Raw genomic sequence first — 22,966 nt, forward strand, 5'->3', positions numbered from 1 at the left:
TTACTCCGCTGGCTCCGGGACCGTATCCTGCGCGATCGTCGACGCCTCCGCCGGCACGAGCAGACCGCAGATCTCACCGAGCAGGCCGGCATCCCTCAGGATCGTGAAATGGTTGTCGCCGACGAAGCCGCGATCGACCGCCTTCGGCATCTGCGATTCCAGCCGATCACGCTGTGCCAGACGGGTCGAGGTCCACCAGCAGAGCGGCGTGGCTTCCAGGCCCCGCGGCAGCGCTGTGTTCTGCGCCAGCCTGTTGAGGTGCCGTCCGACTGCGAATGCAGCGGACAAATCATCGGCGCCGAGCGAGGCGTCGTTCGCTCTCACGCTCCTGCTCTGCTCCACAGCAGAGGCGACCAGATCGCGGATGCGCTCCGGCGTCTCCGGCAAATCAGCGCGTTTCGCTGCCTCGACCTGCGCCTTGATGCGAGAGGCCGCAGCGCTCGGAAGAACCGCCGACAGCAATCCTGCGAGATCGTCGGCCCAGTGTGCCATCGACTCCTGCCGGTTCGATCCGTCCGGCTGCCGCGGCACGAAGCTGTCGACCAGCGCGAGACGATCGACGCGCTCACCGCCGCGTTCGAGCTCGGCCGCGACGAGACCGACCAGCAGTCCTCCCAAGGACCAGCCGACCAGGCTATAGGGACCGCGCGGCTGCATCCGCCGGATCTCGGCCGCGTAGTCCACGGCCATGGCTTCGAGGGAGGCGTCGGTCCACGAGGGATCGACCAGCATTCTCGATTGCAGCCCGATCAGCTGCCGGTGCCCTTCGAGGCGGCGCGCCAGCGGCCCGTAGTCGAACACTGTGCCGAAGCCGCCATGCACAGCGAAGACCGGGTTCACGCCGCGAACCGCGGCATTCAGCGGCAGCAGCGCCGATGGCGCGGATGCGACGGCGGACGCCGCGGTGGCGCTGCCGGCGAGCAAGGCGCGGATCGTCGGCTTCTGAAGCAGATCGCGCAGCTTGATCTCGATCCCGAACGTCTTGTCCTGACGGACCCGCGCCACGACCTTGAGGCACAGGATTGAATTGCCGCCAAGCTCGAAGAAATTGTCGGTGACGCCGACCTGCGGCACCTCCAGGATCTCGGACCACAGGCGCGCCATTGCAATCTCTGCCGGGGTTCGCGGGGGGAAGAAGCTCCGCATCGACGCATCGGGAGCCGGCAATGCACGCCGGTCGATCTTGCCGCTCGACAATGTCGGCAACCGCTCCAGCACCACGATCCGAGCCGGCACCATATAGGCCGGCAGGACGAGCTTCAGGAAACCGGTCAAGCGCTCGACCAGCGTCTCGGCCGCATCAGGCGCGGCGTCATCTGCCGCCTTCGGCGCGACATAGGCAATGAGCTGATTTCCGGCTGCACTCGGCACTGCCACCACCGCCGCCTGCGCAATCGCCTCATGACGAAGCAGCGAGGTCTGGATCTCTCCGAGCTCGATCCGGAAGCCGTTGACCTTGACCTGGTCGTCGCTGCGGCCGAGATATTCGACGGTGCCGTCCTCGCGCCACCGCGCCAGATCGCCGGTGCGGTACAGCCGCGCTCCCGGGGCCGACGAGAATGGGTCAGGCACGAAGCGCTCTGCGGTCATACCGGCCTTGCCGTGATAGCACCGTGCCAGCCCAAAGCCGCCGAGATAAAGCTCGCCGGCGACGCCGGCGGGAATAATGTCGAGCGCGGCATCGAGAATGTAGGCACGGCGATCTCCGACCGGCACGCCGATCGGCGCGTAGGGCGTGTCGCATTCCGACGCGCCATCGACTTTCCAGACCAGCGGCGTGACGACGGTTTCGGTCGGACCATAACCATTGATCAGAATGCGTGGCTTGAGAACGCGCCTGACCTTGTCGAAGCCCGCCTTCGGCATCGCCTCGCCGCCGAACGAGTAGAGCTTGACCGGCGGTGGATTGCCGCTCTGCTCGACGCAATCGGCGACCTGCTGGAGGTAGGCCGGCGGCAATCCGATATGGCTGACGCGATGGGCGTGCAGGTTCTCGACGGTCTGTTCCGGCGTCCACAATTCGGCGTCACGCATCAACAGCCGTGCGCCATGCGACAGAACTGTGAGCCAGCGCTCATGAGCGCCGTCGAAGGCCAGCGATAGGAAATGCAGCTCGCAGGAGCTTTCGTCGATCTCGTAGAGGCTGCCCGTGACGCGACAGTGCATCGCCAGCGGTCCGTGGGCGACAGCGACGCCCTTTGGCGTCCCCGTCGAGCCCGAGGTGTAGATCAAATAGGCAAGGTTTTCCGGATGCAGTTTGGGCTGCGGCGGATGGTCCGGTCCCGCGTCGAACTCGAACGAAGACAAGGAAATTCGCTCCATGCCGTCCGGGCTGCCCTCGATTTCGAGCGGACCCGTCAACAGGAATGCGATTGCGGCATCGCGCATGACGAACGCGCGCCGCTCCGAGGGCAGCTCGGGATCGAGTGGAACGTAGGCCCCACCCGCCTTGAGCACGGCCAGCAACGCAATCATCGTGGCAGCAGTTCGCTCGACCACCACGCCGACGCGCTGCTCGGGCTTGAGCCCCCGGGCGATCAGGTGATGCGCCAGGCGGTTGGCCCTGCGCTCGAGGTCTCCGAACGAGAGCACCGAGCTGCCGATGGTCAGCGCCGTCCGCTCCGGATAACGCCGCGCATGGCTGCTGATCGCCTCATGCACCAGCGGCAGGGGAGCGCTTGACGTCGCGTGCCGATTGCAACGATCTGCAAGAGCGGCATCGAGCTCCGTGACGGGATCGATGCTACCAAGCAAGGCCGCGGCATCCCGCGTCAGCTCCGCCAGCAAGTGCTCGAACTGCACCTTGATCTGGGTCGCCTGCACCGCGGTGAAATGGCTCGGCATATAGGTGTATTCGACCTGAAGCGTGTCTTCGACCAGCACCGAGAGGTCCATCGGATAGTTCGTCACGTCGACATTCTTCAGACCGCTGAACTGCAACCCGCCTGCACCGCGGTGCATGCTGCGTTCGATCGGATAATTCTCGAAGACGATGATGCTGTCGAACATGGTCTGACCGGCGCGGCCGGCCCAGCCCTGGATGTCATAGAGCGGCGTGTGCTCGTAGTCCCGGATCGCCGAATTGCGGTCCTGCAGCGCGCGGAGCCATTCACCGATCGGGCTTTCGGGCGGAATCGTATCGATCACGGGCAGCGTGTTGATGAAGAGCCCGAGCATCTGCTGCGATCCGTCGAGACCGGCCGGACGACCGGCCACGGTTACGCCGAATGTGACTGTGTTCTGGCCCGTATAGCGTTGCAGCAGCAGCGCCCACACGCCGTGGACGACGGTGTTCAGCGTGATCCGTTCGCGGCGCGCGAACGCCTTCAGCTCCGCGGTCGCGGCCTCTCCGAGACGCGTGTAACAGCGTTCGTGGCCGGATGCCTGATGGCGGCGCGCGCCGAAGGCGTCGGCGAGCTGCGTTGGCTGATCAAAGCTCCTGAGTTGTTCACGCCAGAAAGCTTCGGCAGCCTTGGCGTCCTGCGCCTGCAGCCAGGCGATATAGTCGCGGTAGCGCGTCGCGTTCGCGGCAGCAGCGCCGCCGTAATAGCACTCCAGGACTTCTCCGACGAACCTTGCCGAGCTCCAGCCGTCCATCAGGATGTGATGATAGGTCCAGATCAGCCGATACAGGTGGTCCTGGAGGCGCAACACCCGCACCCGCTGGAGCGGCGGCCTCTGGAGATCGAACTCGGCGGCGCGCTCATCGGCAAGAGCCGCCGCAATTCTTTCATCACTGATCGCCTGCCCTCGCCAGTCCTCCTCTGCGAACGGCACGATGGCGTCGCGATAGACGGCTTGCAGCGGGGAGCCGGAGAGCTCACGCCAGAGGAAGCCGGTCCGCAGCATCTGATGACGCGCGCTCACCTCGCGCCACGCTGTGCCGAGCCGTTCCGGGTCGAGGCCCCGGATCTCGACACTGACCTGGTTGACATAAACGCCGCTGCCGGCATCGCGCAGGCTGTGAAACAGCATGCCCTGCTGCATCGGCGACAGCGGATAGACGTCCTCGACGCGGCTCCAGTTCAGACCGAGCCGTTCGAGCTGCTCGCTGGAGAGTCCCGCCAGCGAACCGCGCTCCGATGCGCGGTCTTCCTTGTCGGGCTCGACATCTCGGGACGACGCAATCAGCGCCTCGATGGTTTGATGCCGGAACACGTCGCGCGGCTCGATGAGCACGCCTTCGCGCCGCGCGCGGCTCACCATCTGCAGCGAGATGATGGAATCACCGCCGAGCTCGAAGAAATTGTCGGTGACGCCGATGTTGGGCTGGCGCAGCAGATCGGCCCAGATCGCGGCCAATGTGACCTCCGCCGGCGTGCGCGGCGCCACATGCTGGGCGGACGCCGCGAGCTGATCCGGCGCCGGCAAGGCCTTGCGGTCGATCTTGCCGTTCGGCGTCAGCGGCAGGCGCTCCAGCACCACGATCCGCGCCGGGACCATGTGGTCGGGCAGCACCGAGGACAGCGCCGTTTTGAGCGCCGTCCCATCCAGCGCTTCGCCACTGACATAGCCGACCAGCTGGCGGCCGGCGCCGGCCTCGCGCGCCACCACCACGGCCGCGCGGACACCATCCTGCGCCTGTAGCCGTGCCTCGATCTCGCCGAGCTCGATGCGGAAGCCGCGGATCTTCACCTGGTAATCGGCACGGCCGACATAATCGAGCACACCGTCGGATCGCCACCGCGCCACATCGCCGGTGCGGTACAGTCGCGCCCCCGGCGGACCGAAGGGATCGGGAATGAAGCGCTCCGCCGTCAGGGCGCCGCGCTGCCAATAGCCGCGGGCGAGCCCGCTCCCGCCGATATAGAGCTCGCCGGCAACGCCGACCGGCGCGAGGTTGAGGTCACCGTCGAGAACGTAGAGCGTGGTGTTGCCGATCGGGCGGCCGAGCAGCGGACGATCGTCCGCCGCATCGAGCCGATGGCGCGCCGACCACACCGTGGTCTCGGTCGGGCCGTACAGGTTCCAGACCTCGCCGGCCTGGGCCACCAGCCGCCGCGCCAGATCCGGCGGCAGCGCCTCGCCGCCGCACAGCACCCGGCAGCTCGCCGGCAGCGCAGGACCGTCGTGATCGAGCAGCATGCGCCAGGTCGACGGCGTTGCCTGGATCAGGGAGACGCCATGCCGCTGCACGATCGCCTTGAGCCCGGCGGGATCATGCGCGGCCGCATGATCCGCCAGCACGACGCAGGCGCCGATCGTCAGCGGCAGCCAGAGCTCAAGCACTGCGATGTCAAAGGACAGCGAGGTCAGGCCAAGCACCCGGTCGGCGGCCGTCATGCCGGGCTGCTCCGCCATGGTCGCCAGGAAGTTCGTCACCGCGTCATGACGGACCATCACGCCCTTGGGCAGACCGGTCGAGCCCGAAGTGTAGATCACATAGGCGAGGCTCTCACCGTGAACGGCGACATCGAGATTGGCGGCATCGCTGCCCTCGCCGTCCTGTCCATCAACGAGCCAGGCTTCTGCGCCGGTCTCCGCCAGCACGGCGGCGAACTGATCGCGCAACTCCGTCTGCGTCAGCACCAGCGCCGCGCCGCTGTCGCGCAGCATATGCGCCAGCCGCTCCGGCGGGTAATCCGGATCGAGCGGCAAATAGGCCCCGCCGGCCTTCAGCACCGCCAACAGCGCGACCAGCATCCCGACGCCGCGGTCGAGCGCCAGCCCGACCACGATTTCGGTCCCGACGCCGTGATCCCGCAATCGTCGCGCCAGCCGGTTGGCGCGTGCATTCAGCGCAGCGTAACTCAGCCCCACCTCGCCGAACACCAGCGCGATCGCCTGCGGCGACTTCCGGACCTGTGCCTCGAACTGCGCAATGATCCCTTCGCGCGGTTCATCCCGGCGCGTATCGTTCGCCCGTGCAAGCAGGACGTCATCCGCGGGGTCGCGGGCCGCGATCATCCCGACCGGTCGATCGGCATCCATGCTCAGCGCCTCGATCAGCCGCACAAAGGTTCGCTGCAGCCGTGCGATCTGAGCCTCGTCGAAATATTTGCGCTGATAGTTGAAGACGAGGCGCAGGCGCTCATCGACGCCGATGCTGGCGAACAAAGGATAATTGCTGCTCTCGACGATCCGGGTTTCGCCGACCTGGATCTGCCGGTTCTGTCCGATCAGCGCGCGGTCGACCGGGTAATTCTCGAACACCAGGATGCTGTCGAATAGCGGCCGTCCGGGGCGCCCTGCCAGCCGTTGGATCTCATAGAGCGGCGTGGCGCCGAATTCGCGCAGGGCCAGATTGCGATCCTGCAATTCGCGCAGCCATGCACCGACGGCCTGCTGCGGGCTGACGCCGTCGATCACGGGCAACGTGTTGATGAACAGGCCGACCATCTCTTCGGCGCCGGCGAGCTCGGGCGGCCTGCCCGACACGGTGACACCGAAGCAAACCGTCCCCTGCCCGGTATGCTGCCGCAGCAACTGCGCCCATGCCGCCTGCACCAGCGTGTTCATCGTGATCCGCTCGCGCGCCGCGAATTCCTGCAAGCGTCCGGTCAGAGCCGCATCCAGCTCCAGCGCGAGGGTGCCGTGGCCTGACGATTGCGCGCCCGACCGGTCAGCCAGGCTGTCTGCCAGGAAACCCGGCTCGTCAAGTTCTGCCGTCGCATTGCGCCAGAACGCCGCCGAGGCGTCGCTGTCGCGAGCCTTCAGCCACGCGATGTAGTCGCGATAACGGTGATGCAGCGCCGGCAGACGTCCCTCGCCATTATGCTGCATCACCTCGGCGATCAGACGCGCCGAGCTCCATCCGTCGAGCAGGATGTGGTGATGCGTCCAGATCAGCCAATGCCTGTCGGCGCCGAGCCGGATCAGCCGGACCCGCTGCAAGGGTGGTCGCGATAGGTCGAACCCGGCGGCCTGCTCCTGCCGCGAAACGTCGGCCAGCGCCGCATCCAGTTGCGCCTGGTCCCACGTCGCACTCCGTGCTCGCCAGTCATCCTCGATAAAGGGCACTTCGGCCCGTCGATAGACGACCTGTTGCGGCGCGCCGGACAGGTCACGCCAAATAAATCCCGTCCGCAGCACCGCGTGACGATCGCTGGCTGCCTGCCAGGCGCGGCGCAGCTTTCCGGCTTCCAGCCCACGGATCTCCGCCGCGACCTGGTTGACGTAGAGCCCGCTCTCGCCGTCATGCATCGCATGGAACAACATGCCTTGCTGCATCGGCGACAATGGATAGATGTCCTCGATCTCGCGCCAATCAAGCGCAAGCCTGTCGAGCTCGGTCTGACCCAGCCCCGACAACGCCACGTCCGATGGTGTCAGACCGCAAGCGCCGCCGGTGCAGTGATCGACCAGCTCGCGCAACGCAGCCTCGTACAACGCGGCCAGCCGCTCGACCGTCTCGCGCCGATAGCGCTTGCGGCCGAACCCGAACGATAGAAACAACCGACCATCGCGCACCGTGCCGTTCACGGTCAGCCAGCGTCGCAGCGGGCTCGATGCATCCCGCGATCGGCCGGCGCTTTCCGCTGCCATCTTGAACAGCGCCGCCTCGTCGCCTCCGTCGATCTGGCCGAGATAATTGAACGCAATCTTCGGCTCGCCGGCATGCGATAGCGCCAAACGTTGTTCTTCGGAGCCAAGATAGCGCAATACGCCGTAGCCCAGCCCGCGGCCGGGAATGCCGCGAAGCTCCTCCTTCACGGTCTTGATCAATGACGAAGGATCTTCCGAGCCACCGGCCAACCGCACGGGAAAAGCCGTCGTAAACCAGCCGACCGTGCGCGAGAGGTCGAGATCGCCAGCGAGAGGCTCGCGGCCATGCCCCTCCAGCTCGACGAGAACGTCGTCCTGCCCACTCCACTGCCAGACGGCGCGTGCAAGGCCGGCAAGAAGGAGATCATTGATCTGCGTACGATAAGCCGATGGCGCATCCGTCAGCAGGCGCCGCGTCCATTGCTCTTCGAACGACAGCAGGATTTCATCGGCATCCGCCATGCGATCGAGGTCGGCATGATCGTCGTCGCAGGGAATGTCCGCATGCGCGCCGCGGCTGGCCCAGTAAGGCAATTCCGCCGCCAGTTCAGGGGACGATGCGTAGGTCCGTAAGCGCTGTCCCCACAGTGCGTAGGCGTGGCTCTTGGGCGGAAGCACAACCGTGGCGTCGCCGTTTCCAAACCGCGCGTAAGCTGCGGCGATGTCCTCCAGCAGAATGCGCCATGACATCCCGTCGACCACGAGATGGTGGATCACGATCAGGAAACGCTGGCTGCCGTCGGCGACATCGATGCCGATCGCTCGCAAAAGCCTGCCCTCGGAGATGGACAGGCTCGCCTGCGCCGACGATGCCAGCGCCGTCACGGCATCGCGGCCGGCCGCCTGCCGGACCCAGAGCAGGTCCTCCGCGCCCACAGCAGCGCCGTGCTCGGCACACCAGTTCCCTTGCCTCTCCTCGAAGTGGAGGCGCAGTGCATCATGATGATCGACCACGGCGGCGAGTGCGCGCCGCATCACGTTCCAGTCGAGACGCTCTCTCGGCTGCAACAGCACCGCCTGGTTCCAATGATCCCGGTTCTCCATGTCCTCCGCAAAGAAGCGGGATTGAATCGGCAAGAGCGGATGCGGGCCGGTGACCTGCCCTTGGTCGGCGAGCGTGCCCGCGCGCTGTTGCGAACGCGCTGCAAGCGCCAAAGCCTCCAAGGTCTGGTGCTGAAACACGTCACGCGGTTCGATCAGGTATCCGGCGCGCCGGGCGCGGCTCACCATCTGGAGCGAGATGATGGAATCGCCCCCGAGCTCGAAGAAATTGTCGGTGAGGCCGACGGCCGGCCGGCCGAGCAGCTCGGCCCAGATCGCCGCAAAGGCGATCTCCGCAGGCGTGCGTGGCGCCTGATGATCCGCATGGCCATGGGCCATGTCGGGCGCCGGCAGCGCCTGGCGATCAACCTTGCCGCTCGGCATCAAGGGCAGCCGCTCCAGCACGGCAATTCTCGGCGGCACCATGTAATCCGGCAGGACGGCCGACAGCGCTGTCCGCAGCGCAGCCTCTTCCAACTTCGCCGTGCCGCTGACGTAGCCAACGAGCTGCCGGCCGGCGCCGACCTCTCGCGCCACCACCACGGCGGAGCGAACGCCGGGCTGCTCGAGCAGCCGCGCCTCGATCTCGCCGAGCTCGATGCGGAAGCCGCGGATCTTGACCTGGTGATCCGCGCGTCCGACATAGTCGATCGCGCCATCAGCGCGCCAGCGCGCCAGGTCTCCCGACCGATAGAGCCGCTCGCCTTCCCCCCCGAAAGGATCGGGAATGAAGCGCTCCGCCGTCAGCTTCTCGCGCCGCCAATAGCCCCGCGCCAAACCGGCCCCGCCGATGAACAATTCGCCGGTCACGCCTGCCGGAACCATGTTCAGATCGGTGTCGAGGATGCGGATCGTCACGCCGGGAATGGGTCGTCCGATCGGCACGCGCGTCCCACCCTCGTCGCGGCAGGTCCAATAGGTGGCGTTGATGAGAGCCTCGGTCGGACCGTAGCGATTGTCGAACCGCACATTGGGGAACGCCGCACGCACACGCGTCATCAGATCGAGCGACAGCGCCTCGCCGCCAGCAAACAGGCGCCTCAGCGAGGCGCAGCGCGTCGCGCCGCGCTCGGTCACGAAATGCTCGAGCATCTGCGGCACGAAGTGCAGCGTCGTCACGTCATGGGCGATGACGGCGTCCACCAGGAGTCGCGGCTCGCGATGCGCGCCTGGAGCCGCGATCACGAGCCGCGTGCCGGCTGCGAGCGGCCACAATATCTCCCAAACCGAGACGTCGAAGCTGAACGGGGTCTTGTGCAACAAAGTTTCGGCAGGATCGAGACGATACTCCGCCTGCATCCAGCTGAGACGGGCCGCAAGTGCGCGATGCGAGCAGGCGACGCCCTTGGGCACGCCGGTCGAGCCCGACGTGTACATCACATAAGCGAGGCTGTCCGGATGAAGCGCCGGGTCGGGATTGCCGGCAGGCGCGCCGATCCGAGCTTCAGCCTCGCCGTCGATTGTCCAGGCCTCGACGTCCGCATCCGTGATCACAGACGCCAGATGCGGAAGCAGCCGCTCCTGGGTCAGCACCAGCGCCGTTCCGCTATCACGCAGCATGTGGAGCAGGCGATCGGACGGGTAGTCGGGATCGAGCGGCAGATAGGCGCCTCCGGCCTTCAGCACGGCCAGGACGCCGACGATCAGCTCGATGCTGCGCTCGAGCGCCAAGCCGACCAGCCGGTCGCGACTGATCCCGTGCTCCCGCAACCGCCATGCCAGGCGATTGGCACGCGCGTTCAGCTCGCCATAGCTGATCTGCCGTTCACCGAAGATCAACGCGATCGACGATGGCGAAGCCGCGGCCCGGGCTTCGATCTGCGCGACGATAGTGTCGCCAAGCTTCGGTGCCCGCTCGGCGCTGCCGCCCCAGCCGAGCAATCTCTGCTCCTCATCGGCATCGAGGCTGTCCAGCGCGCCCAGCGGCCGCGAGGCGTCCGCCACGATCCTGGCCAGCAGTTGCGACAGCGAGGCTTGCAGATATCTGATATGATCGTGGTCGAGGCGGCTGCGATCGTAGCGAAAGCCCAGATTGATGCCGTCGGGCTTGGCAAAGACCGCCACCGTCAGCGCATAGTTGGTGATCGAGACCTGCTCGACCCGGCCGAACCGGCGTCCGCTTTCGCTCTCGCCCCGCAGCGCCTGATCGATCGGATAGTTCTCGAACACGAGGATGTTGTCGAACAACGCGCGTCCGGAACGGCCGGCAAGACGCTGGATTTCGTACAGCGGCATCCAGCCGTGATCGCGCAGATCCGTGTTGCGCGCCTGGAGATCGCGCAGCCACGCTCCGATCTCGGTTTGCGGGCTTGCCTGATCGACGACGGGCAGCGTGTTGATGAACAGGCCGACCATCTCCTCGGCCCCGCTGATCTCCGCCGGCCGGCCCGAGACCGTCGCACCGAAACAGACCGCGCGCTGACCGGTGTGGCGGCGCAACAGCTGCGCCCAAGCGCCTTGCACCAGCGTGTTCAGCGTGACGCGCTCGCGCCGCGCAAAGGCTTGCAGGCTTGCCGTCAGGTCGGCCGTGAGCAGCAGGTCCGACGAGCCATGGCCGGAAGCACCGTTGGCCGCAGGTCCTCCCAGCGTGTCCGCTAGGAAGCTGGGCTCGTCCAATTCGGCCAAGGCCGATCGCCAGAACGACGCGGACGCGTCGCGGTCCTGCCTTTGCAGCCACGCGATGTAGTCGCGGTAGCGGCCCTTCACGGCCGATAGTCGCGCACCGCGTTCGTGCTGCAGGATCTCAGCCATGAGACGCGCGGCGCTCCAGCCGTCGAGCAGGATATGGTGATGGGTCCAGATCAGCCAGTGGCGTGCCTCGTCGAGCCGGATCAGCCGGACCCGCTGCAATGGCGCCTGAGACAGATCGAATGCCCTGGTACGTTCGGCTTGCGCAATACCCGCGAGCGCAACCCGCAGCTCCTCCTCTTCCATGGCGGCCGCCCGCGAGCGCCAGTCTTCTTCCTCGAATGGCAAAGGCGCAGAGCGATAGACCACCTGCTGCGCGGCCCCCGACAGCTCGCGCCACGCAAATCCGGTTCGCAACACGGCGTGGCGCGAGCTGATCTCGTGCCAGGCTGCGCGCAGCCTGCCGGCCTCGAGACCACGGACCTCCAGGCCGATCTGGTTGACGTAATTGCCGCTCTCGCCATCACGAAGGGCATGGAACAGCATGCCCTGCTGCATGGGCGACAGCGGATAGATGTCCTCGATCTCGCGGCAGTCGATCGTTGCGACCAGTGCGTCGAGATCAGCCTGCTTCAGGTTCGACAAGGCGAAGTCCGACGGCGTGATGCCGCGGGCGCCGCCCGTGCAATGCGCGACGAGTTCGCGCAAGGAAGCCGCGTAATGCTCGGCGAGACGTTCGATCGTTGCGCGCCGGTAACGCCTGCGGCCATAGCTGAACGACAGGCGCAGCTGTCCTTCCCCGACTTGACCGTTGATGCTGACCCAGCGGCCGAGCGGCGCGCTGTCGCTGCGCATCGGCCCGGAGCTCTCGGGCGCGAGGCGGAACGGGGCACTCTCTCCCATGCTGGAATCGAACTGGCCGAGATAGTTGAAGACGATGCGCGGCTCAGGGCGTGTCGCCAGGGCGCTCCGCTGCGCCTCGGTGCCGAGATGGCGCAGGATGCCGTACCCCAGCCCGCGGTTGGGAACGGCCCGAAGCTCCTCCTTGATGGATTTGATCAGAGAGGCATCGTCCTCGGAGCTACCCGACAGCCGCACCGGAAAAGCAGTGGTGAACCAGCCGATGGTGCGGGACACATCGGCGCCCGCAAAGACGTCCTCGCGGCCATGGCCTTCGAGCTCAACGACGACGTCCTCGATCCCGCCCCAGCGCGACACGGCTCGCGCAAGTGCCGCCAGCAGGAGATCATTGACCTGGGTGCGGTAGGCGGACGGGGCTTCCTTCAGCAGCCGCGTGGTCAATCCGGCGTCGAACGCCAGCAGGACCTCCTCGCCGTCTGCAACCCGGTCGACCCCGCCATGATCGTCATCGCAGGGAAACGCCGCATGCGATCCCCGCTCCAGCCAATAGTCGAGCTCGGCTGCCAGCTCGTCGGTTGCAGCATAGGCCTGCAATCGCGCGCCCCAGGATGCATAAGAGTCGCTCCTCGCCAGTGCGACTGAAGCCGCGCCCTGGCGGAGCTGATCGTACGCCGTCGCAAAGTCTTCGAGCAGCACACGCCATGACACGCCGTCGATGACGAGATGATGCACCACCACCAGAAGCCGCTGGCTGCCGTCCGCGAGATCCATGCCGACCACACGCAACAGCGGCCCGGCCAGCGACAGGCTGGCCTGAGCTTGTGAGGCGACCTTCGTGACTGCGGCGGCATCCTGGAGGTCACCAAGAATCCACAGCAGCTCGGACGTTGGCGGTGTAGCGCCGTAGGTCGCGCGCCAACCGCCATCAATCTCCTCGAAGCGCAGGCGCAGGGCCGCATGATGCGCGACAAGAGCGGCAAGCGTGAGCTCGACGAGCTTCCAGTCGAGCCGCGACTTCGGCATCAGCAGGACGGCCTGATTCCAGTGATGACGGTCCCCTGCATCCTCACTGAGGAACCGCAACTGGATCGGCAGCAGCAGGTGCTCGCGGCCGTCGAGATCGATCTCAGCGGCGACGATCTCCGCTTTGTCTTCACTCCGCGCCACGCGCGCCAGATCCTGCAAGGTCTGATGCCGGAAGACGTCACGCGGCTCGATCAGCAGGCCCGCCTGGCGCGCGCGACCGACCAGCTGCAGCGAGATGATGGAATCGCCGCCGAGCTCGAAGAAATTGTCGGTGGCGCCGATGGCGGGCTGGCCGAGCAGCTCGGCCCAGATCGCAGCGAGCACCGTCTCGGCTGCGGAGCGCGGCGCGACATGCGCGGTGGTTGCGGCCGGCATCTCAGGCGCCGGCAGGGCGTCGCGATCAACCTTGCCGTGCGCGGTGAGCGGCAGCCGGTCCAATCGCACGATGCGGGCCGGCACCATGTAGTCGGGCAGCTCATCCGAGAGCGCCGCACGCATCGCCGCTTCGTCGAACGGCCCATCGCCGGCGACATAGCCGACCAGCTGACGGCTGACGCTGGCTTCAAGGGCAACGACCACGGCCGACCGCACGCCGGCCTGCCGCATCAGCCATGCCTCGATCTCGCCGAGCTCGATCCGGAAGCCGCGGATCTTCACCTGATGATCGGTCCGGCCCACATATTCGATGACGCCATCGGCGCGCCACCGCGCCAGATCGCCGGTGCGATACAGCCGCGCGCCCGGCGCGCCAAACGGATCAGGGACGAAGCGGTCGGCCGTCAGCTCGGCGCGCTGCCAGTAACCGCGCGCCAAGCCCTCGCCGCCGATGAACAGTTCACCGGTCACGCCGACCGGGACGATGTTGAAATCATTGTCCAGGATGTACGCCGAGCGGCGGCCCACCGGGCGACCGATCGGGGCATAATTGCCGTCGATCTCCTCGCTCGCATCGACCTTCCAGACCAGCGGCGTCACCACGGTTTCGGTCGGCCCGTAGCCGTTGATCAATGCCCGCGGCTTGAGCGCGCGCTTGACCTTGTCGAAGCCGGCCTTTGGCATCGCCTCGCCGCCGAACGAGTACAACTCGACTGGCGGCGGATCGCCACGCCACATCGCGAAATCAGCGAGCTGTTGCAGGTAGGCGGGCGGGAATCCGGCATTGGTGACGCGCTGCCGGCGCAGAACCTCGATAGTCTGTTCGGCGGACCACAGGTCCGCATCCCGCATCACGAGCGCCGCGCCGCAGGTCAGTGCGGTCCAGAGCCGCTCATGGGCGCCATCGAAGGTGAAGGACAGGAAGTGCAGCTCGCGCGAGTGCCGATCCATGTCGTAGAGCCCGGCCGTCACCTCGCAGTGCATGGCGAACGGACCGTGTTCGACCGCGACGCCCTTGGGGATGCCGGTGGAGCCGGAGGTGTAGATCACATAGGCAAGGCTGGTTGGCACCACCGCGATCTCGGGATCGCTTTCGCTCTCCTTGGCGAGATCAATCGCACCGAGCGGAACGACCACAACGCCAGCTGGCGGCGGCGTTAACGCCGAACTATCTGCGTCGACCAGCACGACACGCGCGCCGGCATCGCGCAGGGTGCCGACCTGTCGTCTGGCCGGATGCTCGGGATCGAGCGGCAGATAGGCTGCACACGTCTTCAAGATGGCGAGCAGCGCTGTAATGAGGCCTGGCGAACGCCGTGCCGAGACACCGACAAGGTCGTCGCGCCCGACACCGAGGCGGATCAGGTGGTGCGCGAGCCGATTGGCGCGGCGGTTGAGCTCGGCATAGCTGATTTCATCGTCACCGAAGACCAGCGCCGGCGCGTCGGGCGTTTCGGCAGCCAGCCGTGCAACCGTCCGATGCACCGGTATGAACGATGAGCTTGCCGTTTCGTCGGCGCGATTCCATTGCCGCAACTGCCCCAGTTCCTGTTCGGACAGCAACGCCACATCGGCGATCCCTTGCGCGTCGTCGGCGACCATGGCCTTCAGGGTCGTGGTCCAATGCGCGGCAAGACGCTCGATCGTCGCCGCTTCGAACAGCGCCGCCGCATAGGTAAAGACGGCGCGGATTTCGCCTGACAGCCCCTCCTCGGTATCGAGCGCGAGGTCGAACTTGACGGCATCGACCTCCGTATCGATCGTCTCGATCTGGAGACCGGTCCGATCCGATGGACTAGCCGACGCCCGACGGCGCTGGTGATTGTAGAGGACCTGGAACAGTGGATTCTGACTCAGGCTGCGCGTGGGCCGAAGGATTTCGAGCAGACGTTCGAACGGCAGGTCCTGGTTTTCCTGTGCCTCGACAGTGGCCGCATGAACCGCCGCAATGAAGTCCGCGATCGCCGCGCGGCCGTCGATCTGCGTGCGAAGCACCTGGGTATTGACGAACAGACCGATCACGCCGCGCGCTTCGCCGCGATGCCTGTTGGCGACGGGCACGCCGATGTTGATGTCGGACTGCCCGGTGTAGCGATAGAGCAGCAGCTTGAAGCTCGCCAGCAGGACGGCGAACAGGGTCGTGCGATGCCGCCGCGCGAGCCCGCGCAAGCCATCGGCTAGCGCCGGGTCGAGCGGGATGCGATGTGCCGATCCCGCCAGATCCGGGACCGCCGGGCGCGGCCGGTCGATCGGCAGCTGGAGCACCGCCGGATCGGCGAGACGCCTGGTCCAGTAGCCGACCTGCCGTTCGCCATCGACCGCACTCATCCAGAGCCGCTGCCATTCGGCGTAGTCGGCATAGTCAATCTCCGGCTCCGGCAGCGCCGGTTCTTCACTGCAAGCGAATGCCGCGTACAGTTTCCAGAACTCGTCAACCAGCACGCCCATCGACCAGCCGTCGGCCACGATATGGTGCAGGCTGACGACGAGGAAGTGATCGCCCTCGTCCAGCGTCAGCAGCGTCGCGCGCATAAGCGGGCCGGCCTCGAGATCGAACGGCAGCGAAGCCTCCTGCGGCGCAAGCTCGCGCGCCTGCCGTTCGCGGTCGTCGCCATCGAGGGCCAGGTGCCGCAATGCGGCCGGCTGCGGAACCTGGATGACTTGTTCGGCCTGCTCCCCTTCCTGCCGAAAGACGGTGCGAAGCGCGCTGTGGCGGGCGACAAGCATATCGAACGCCTGTTGCAATGCGCGTGGTTGCAGCTGGCCGCGCACGCGCACCGTCGCTGATATGTTGTAGGCCGCGCTGGACGGATCCATCCGCCACAGGAACCAGAGGCGCGCTTGCGCAAAGGACAGCGGCGCCCGCTTTCGCTCCTGGCGCACGATCGGCAGCATGGCGAGGTTGACGCCCTTCGCCGCGAGCTGCGACACGAACGCGTGCTGCTTGCCGGAATCGAGACGCATCAAGCGCCGTGAAATGTCGCGCAGCTGCTGCTTTTGCGTGGTTGCCGTGTCACTCATGGGACAGTTCGACTTCCTTCAACAGGTCGAGCATCGCTACGATGTCGTCGCTTCGCTTGTCGATCTCGCTCTCCAGGCCCAGCGCAGCAGCCATGGTTTCAACGGTCGTCAATTCAAACAGACGATTGAGCGGCAGGTCGTGGCCGAGATCCCGCTTGATGCGGCTGACGAGCTGGACCGCGATCAAGGAATCGCCGCCGAGCTCGAAGAAATTGTCGGTGACACCGATATTGGGCTGGCGCAGCAGATCGGCCCAGATCGCGGCCAATGCAGCCTCCGCCGGCGTGCGCGGCGCCACATGCTGGGCGGACGGCGCGAGCTGATCCGGCGCCGGCAATGCCTTGCGGTCGATCTTGCCGTTCGGCGTCAGCGGCAGACGCTCCAGCACCACGATCCGCGCCGGGACCATGTAGTCGGGCAGCACCGAGGACAGCGCTGTTTTGAGCGCCGCGCCATCCAGCGCTTCGCCACTGACATAGCCGACCAGCTGGCGGCCGGTGCCGGCCTCGCGCGCCACCACCACGGCCGCGCGAACGCCCGGCTGCGCCTGCAGCCGTACCTCGATCTCGCCGAGCTCGATGCGGAAGCCGCGGATCTTCACCTGGTAATCGGCACGGCCGACATAATCGAGCACGCCGTCGGACCGCCACCGCGCGACGTCGCCGGTACGGTACAGCCGTGCGCCCGGCGGACCGAACGGATCGGGGATGAAGCGCTCCGCCGTCAGGGCGCCGCGCTGCCAATAGCCGCGGGCGAGCCCGCTCCCGCCGATATAGAGCTCGCCGGCAACGCCGACCGGCGCGAGGTTGAGGTCACCGTCGAGAACGTAGAGCGTGGTGTTGCCGATCGGGCGGCCGAGCAGCGGACGATCATCCACCGCATCGAGCCGATGGCGCGCCGACCACACCGTGGTCTCGGTCGGGCCGTACAGGTTCCAGACCTCGCCGGCTTGGGCCACCAGCCGCCGCGCCAGGTCCGGCGGCAGCGCCTCGCCGCCGCACAGCACCCGGCAGCTGGCCGGCAGCGCAGGGCCGTCATGATCGAGCAGCATCCGCCAGGTCGACGGCGTGGCCTGGATCAGGGACACGCCGTGCCGCTGCACGATCGCCTTGAGCCCGGCGGGATCATGCGCGGCCGCGCGATCCGCCAGCACCACACAGGCGCCAATCGTCAGCGGCAGCCACAGCTCCAGCACCGCGATGTCAAAGGACAGCGAGGTCAGGCCGAGCACGCGGTCGCGGGCCGACATGCCGGGCTGCTCCGCCATGGTCGCCAGGAAGTTCGACACCGCGTCATGGCGAACCATCACGCCCTTGGGCAGGCCGGTCGAGCCCGAAGTGTAGATCACATAGGCGAGGCTCTCGCCGTGAACGGCAACATCGAGATTGCCGGCATCGCCGCCCTCGCCGTCCTGTCCATCAACGAACCAGGCCTCCGCGCCGGTCTCCGCCAGGATGGCTGCGAACTGATCGTGCAATCCCTCTTGCGTCAGCACCAGCGCCGCGCCGCTATCGCGCAGCATATGCGCCAGCCGCTCCGGCGGGTAATCCGGATCGAGCGGCAAATAGGCCCCGCCGGCTTTTAGCACCGCCAGCAGCGCGACCAGCATCTCGACGCCGCGGTCGAGCGCCAGCCCGACCACGATTTCGGTCCCGACGCCGTGATCCCGCAATCGTCGCGCCAGCCGGTTGGCGCGCGCATTCAGCGCGGCATAGCTCAGCTCCGCCTCGCCGAACACCAGCGCGATCGCCTCAGGTGACTTCCGGACCTGTGCTTCAAATTGCTCGATCAACGACTGTCGCCGATCATGCGCCTGCGTCCGGTTCCACGTCTCCAGCAACAGCTGCCGCTCGTCGGGGGGCAAAATGTCGAGCTGCCGGACCGGCGCACGCGGCGCGCGATCCAGCGCATCGGCCAATTGATCGAGTGCCTGCTGCATCATGGCGCAAATGCGATCGGCCGAGAACGGATGGACGATCTGGGCGGTCAGGCCAAGCGCCTGGCCATAATCCTCGACCGCCAGCATCACGGGATAATTGGTGCGCTCTTCACCACCGAGCCATTCGATGCCGGAGTGCTCTCTGCCGGCAGCCAAATCGGCCGGCATCGCATTGTGCCGGTAGTTCAGGATCGCGCTAAACAGCGGCGCGGGCGCCGTGACGCCGCTGTATCGCTGCGCAAGCGCCAGCGAGGCGTGCTCGTGCGCCATCAGCTCGGTCAGCCGACCATGCGCATCACGGACGCTGTCCTCGACCGCTGTGTCGTCGAGGTCGAGCCGCAGCGGCAAGGTATTGATGAACAGGCCCATGGTGCGATCGCCGCCGGCGCCAGCCTGCATGCGACCGAACAAAACAGTCCCGAACACCACCTGCTCGCGCCCGCTGGTTCGCGCCACCACCTGCCCCCAGGCGAGATGGCAAAGGCTGGCCAGGCTGACGCCCAACCGCCGCGCCTGCACACGAAGCCTTGCGTTCAAGCTCTCGGGCAGCATCAGCCGGGTTTCGGCAATACCGGCACCGTCGCCGTGCACCCGGTCCAGTCCAAACGGTGTGGTCGGCTCGTCGATGTCGGCGAGCATGCCGCGGAAGAAACGCTCATGCTCCACGGTCGCCGCCGATCCGCGCGCCTGTGCCACCAGATTCCGGAACGGATAAGGCGGCGGCAATTCGTGGCTCCGCCCGGACAGGATCTTCCCGACCTCGTCGTGCATCACTTCGAGCGTGGAGTGGTCGCCAATCAAATGATGCAGCAGGACCAAAAGCAGCCAGCGCTCTCCACCCGGATCGGCCGCGACCGCAAATCGCAAAAGCGGCGGCCGTCCGAGATCGATCCGATGCAAACGCGGATCGAATCGTCGCGCGAGCTGCTCATCCCCAGGGCCTTCGCCATCCAGCACAACCTCGTCGACGACCAAGGACGCCTGCCGCCAAACCACCTGTGCCGGCGTGGACAGTCCGCTCCACACGATAGACGTTCGCAGAATGTCGTGACGGGCGACCACCTGCCGGACCGCGTCGAGATAGCGATCGAGCAGGTCGCGGCTGGCAAATGCCATTCGGCCGACCAGCAGATAGGGATCGCCTTCCTTCGACAGCAGGTGGTGGAAGAGAATGCCATCCTGAAGTGGCGAGAGGCCGTAGACATCCTGGATGTTGGCGACGCCGCCAGGAACGTCGGCCACGATGCTGTCGATGTCGGATTGCGTCAACGTGATCAGCGGCAACAATTCCGGTGTGATCGCCGGCGTCTGCCGGGTGATCTGATTGACCGGAACGTCGGCTTCTACGCCGCCATCGAGGCTGGCGGCAAATTCCGCCAGCACCGGCTTCGCGAACAGCATGCGCGCATCCGCCCTCAGCGCATGCCGCTGCAATCGCTCCAGCATGCGCACTGCGAGCAGCGAGTGGCCGCCGAGCTCGAAGAAGTGGTCACTGCGTCCGATCCGATCGACGCCCAAGAGCTCGGCCCAGATATTTGCGACAATCTGCTCGACCTCGCCTCGCGGCGGTTCGAAACGGCGCCGCGCATATGCATCGTTCTCCGGCGCCGGCAGCGCCTTGCGGTCCACCTTGCCATTCGGCGTGAGCGGGAGTGCATCGAGACTTACGAACGCTGACGGCACCATGTAGTCCGGCAGACACGCACGCAGGTGATCGCGCAACGCGCTGGCAAGCTCTCCGCCATCGCGCCTTACGCCCCCCCTAGCGGCCACATAGGCGACCAGCCGCATGTCGCCGCCATGATTGCGCTGCACCAGCACGATTGAATCGGCAACGTCGGCGTGCTCGTTGAGCCGAAACTCGATCTCACCGAGCTCGATGCGAAAGCCGCGGATCTTGACCTGGTAGTCGTTGCGGCCGAGAAACACAATGTTGCCGTCCGGGAGATAGCGGCCGAGATCGCCGGTGCGGTACATGCGCGCATCCGCATCGCCGCGGAAGGGATCGCGCACGAAGCGCTCTGCCGTCAGATCGGCGCGATTGAGATAACCGCGCGCGACTCCGACCCCGCCGATGTAGATTTCGCCGACGGCACCGAGCGGAACGGGCGCACCGAACCGGTCCAGGAGATAGATCCGCGCATTCGGCAGCGGACGACCGATCGGAGCCGCGTCGTCGTCAAAGTCCCGATGCCGCAACCAGCTCGTTGCGCAGACCGTTGCTTCCGTCGGCCCGTAACCGTTGAAGGCGGCGATGTCAGCAGGCAATCCCTTGACCAGCTCGGCCTTGGGCAATTCACCGGCAAGAACGAGGACCCGCAACGAGGCGAGCCGTTCGAGATCGGTCCGCCCCTGCAGCATCGCCGGCGGGAGGGTCGCATGCGTGATCGCATTGTCCGCGAGATAGCCGAACAATGCCGCGGTGTCCTGATGCTCGCGCGTGCCGGCCAGAAACAGCGCGGCGCCCGAGCACAGGGCCATGACGATTTCCCAGATGCTGGCATCGAAACTGAGCGAGGCAAACTGCACGACGCGACTGCTCGAATTGATGTTGAACAATGCCCGCTGCGCCAACGCCAAATTCACCAGGCCACGGTGCTCGACCATCACCCCCTTCGGCCGACCGGTCGAGCCGGACGTGTAGATGATGTAGGCGAGGCTTCGCGCAGTCAGGCCTTCGAGGAGAACACTCGCATCCGACGTCGCCAGCCCTGCGTCTGCGTCGGGGTCGACCATCTCGCAGGTCCCATCTGGAATGATCGCGCGTCCTGTGGCGTCTGCGATCAGCAGGCGCGGCCTGGCATCGTCGACAATCTGACGTAGCCGCTCCGCAGGATAAGCGGGATCGAGCGGCAGATAGGCGCCGCCCGCCTTCAGCACGGCCAGCAGACTCACCACCATTGCAATGCCCCGCGGCAGGCAGATCGCAACGGGCTGATCCGGCACCACTCCCAAGGTGATCAAGTGCCGCGCAAGCCTGTTCGCCCGCGCATCGAGCTCGCTATAGCTCAGACGAACGTCCTCGTATGCCAGCGCAATGGCGTCCGGCGCCCTTCTCACCTGCTCCGCAAACAGATCTTGAATGCAGCTTTCGGAGGGAAACGGCGTGGCCGTCTCGTTCCAAGTGTCGAGAACGCGCCTGCGCTCATCGGCACCAATGATATCGATCCGGTCGACCTCCTGGTCCGCATCGGAGATCATCGCCCGCAGCACGGTCAACAGATAGCCCCGATGGCGCGTGATCGTCGCTTCGTCGAATAGCGACGTCGCATAATTCAGGGAGCCGACAATGCGCCCGTCCATCTCGCCGAGATTGAGCTCGAGATCGAACTTGACCTGTTGCAGCGGAATATCAGCGATCTCGGCTTTGAGGCCGGGCAACTCGAGAGGCCCCCTCTCGTTGTTTTGCCAGGCGAACACGGCCTGGAAGACCGGTGTCTGCTCCGGCCGTCGCAGCGGTTGGACGATCTCGACGACCTGCTCGAACGGTAGGTCCTGATGATCCTGCGCCGCGAGCGCCGCCGCGCGCACGCGGCGGAGCAGTTCGGCCACGCTGGGCTCCGCCGAGAGATCAACGCGGACAGCCAGCATGTTGACGAAGAATCCGATCAGGCCCTCGATCTCCGGCCTATTTCGGTTGGCCGTCGGAGTCCCGATGACGATATCGGTCTGCGAGGAGAGTCTCGACAACACCACTGCCCAGGCCGCCAGCACCGTCATGAAAGCACTGGCGCCATGCGACTGACTCAGTCGCCTGATGCCGGAGGCCAGCTCCACATCGATCTCGATCGGCAGGGACGCCCCGGCGAGCGACCTGATTGGCGGACGCGGCCGATCCGTCGGCAATTCAAGCACGGCAGGAGCGTCCGCGAGTGCTTCTCGCCAATAGTCGACCTGCCGCTGCAAGCGTTCGCCCGACAGCCATTGCCGCTGCCAGACGGCATAGTCCGGATACTGGATTGCCAATGGCGGCAGAGGATCGTCCTTGCCAGCGGCGAATGCCCGGTAGAGAGCGCCGAGCTCGCGCACCAGAACGCCGATCGACCAGCCATCGGAGACGATGTGATGCTGGGTGAACAAGAAGAGATGCTCTCGCTCCGCCGTCCGGATCAGGCGACCGCGGACCAACGGTCCTGCGGCGAGATCGAACGGCGTCGCGGCCTCCTCGCGGCAGAGGCGCGCCAGCTCCTGCTCGCGATCGTTCCGGCTACTCAGATCATGTTCGAGCAGCGGCACACGCGCATCCGTGGGCAGCAGCACCACGCGCGGCTGTTCGTCCACTACGCGAAAGACGCTGCGCAGGGCTTCGTGGCGCGCGAACACACGGTCGATGCTGCGACGCAAGGCTTCGAGATCGAGCTCGCCCGTAAGCCGCAATGCTCCGCGAACGTGATAGCTGGAATTCGTACCATCGAGCTGCGCCAGCAGCCAGAGCCGCTGCTGCGCAAAGGACATTTCCAACGATCCGCTCCGCGCCACCACCGGAATGGCACTGGCGTCACTCCGGCCACGATTCCTGGCCAGCGCGACGAGCTTTCTCATCTGCTGGGGATCCAGATCGCGTAAGCTCGGCTTTGCCGTGTCAGCCAT

The 22,966-nt window shown here is 66.2% G+C and carries 2 protein-coding genes; both read right to left on the minus strand.

Translation table 11 applies throughout. The annotated features are described in order from the left end of the window. Positions 1 to 16,437, minus strand: a complete 16,437-nt coding sequence (locus tag I6F20_RS09545; protein ID WP_225125887.1) for a non-ribosomal peptide synthase/polyketide synthase — start codon at positions 16,435 to 16,437, stop codon at positions 1 to 3. Next, positions 16,430 to 22,966, minus strand: coding sequence for a non-ribosomal peptide synthetase (locus I6F20_RS09550; protein WP_225125888.1), 6,537 nt, complete (start codon positions 22,964 to 22,966; stop codon positions 16,430 to 16,432). Before I6F20_RS09550 ends, I6F20_RS09545 begins: the two co-directional genes overlap by 8 nt.

Origin of the sequence: Bradyrhizobium sp. IC3123, from assembly GCF_020193625.1 — a bacterium.
Classification (GTDB): Bacteria; Pseudomonadota; Alphaproteobacteria; order Rhizobiales; family Xanthobacteraceae; genus Bradyrhizobium; species Bradyrhizobium yuanmingense.

What these genes read in the sequence shown, in the direction of transcription:
- I6F20_RS09545 (WP_225125887.1), bottom strand. Translation starts at nt 16,437, where the DNA reads ATGAGTGACACGGCAACCACGCAAAAGCAGCAGCTGCGCGACATTTCA.
- I6F20_RS09550 (WP_225125888.1), bottom strand. Translation starts at nt 22,966, where the DNA reads ATGGCTGACACGGCAAAGCCGAGCTTACGCGATCTGGATCCCCAGCAG.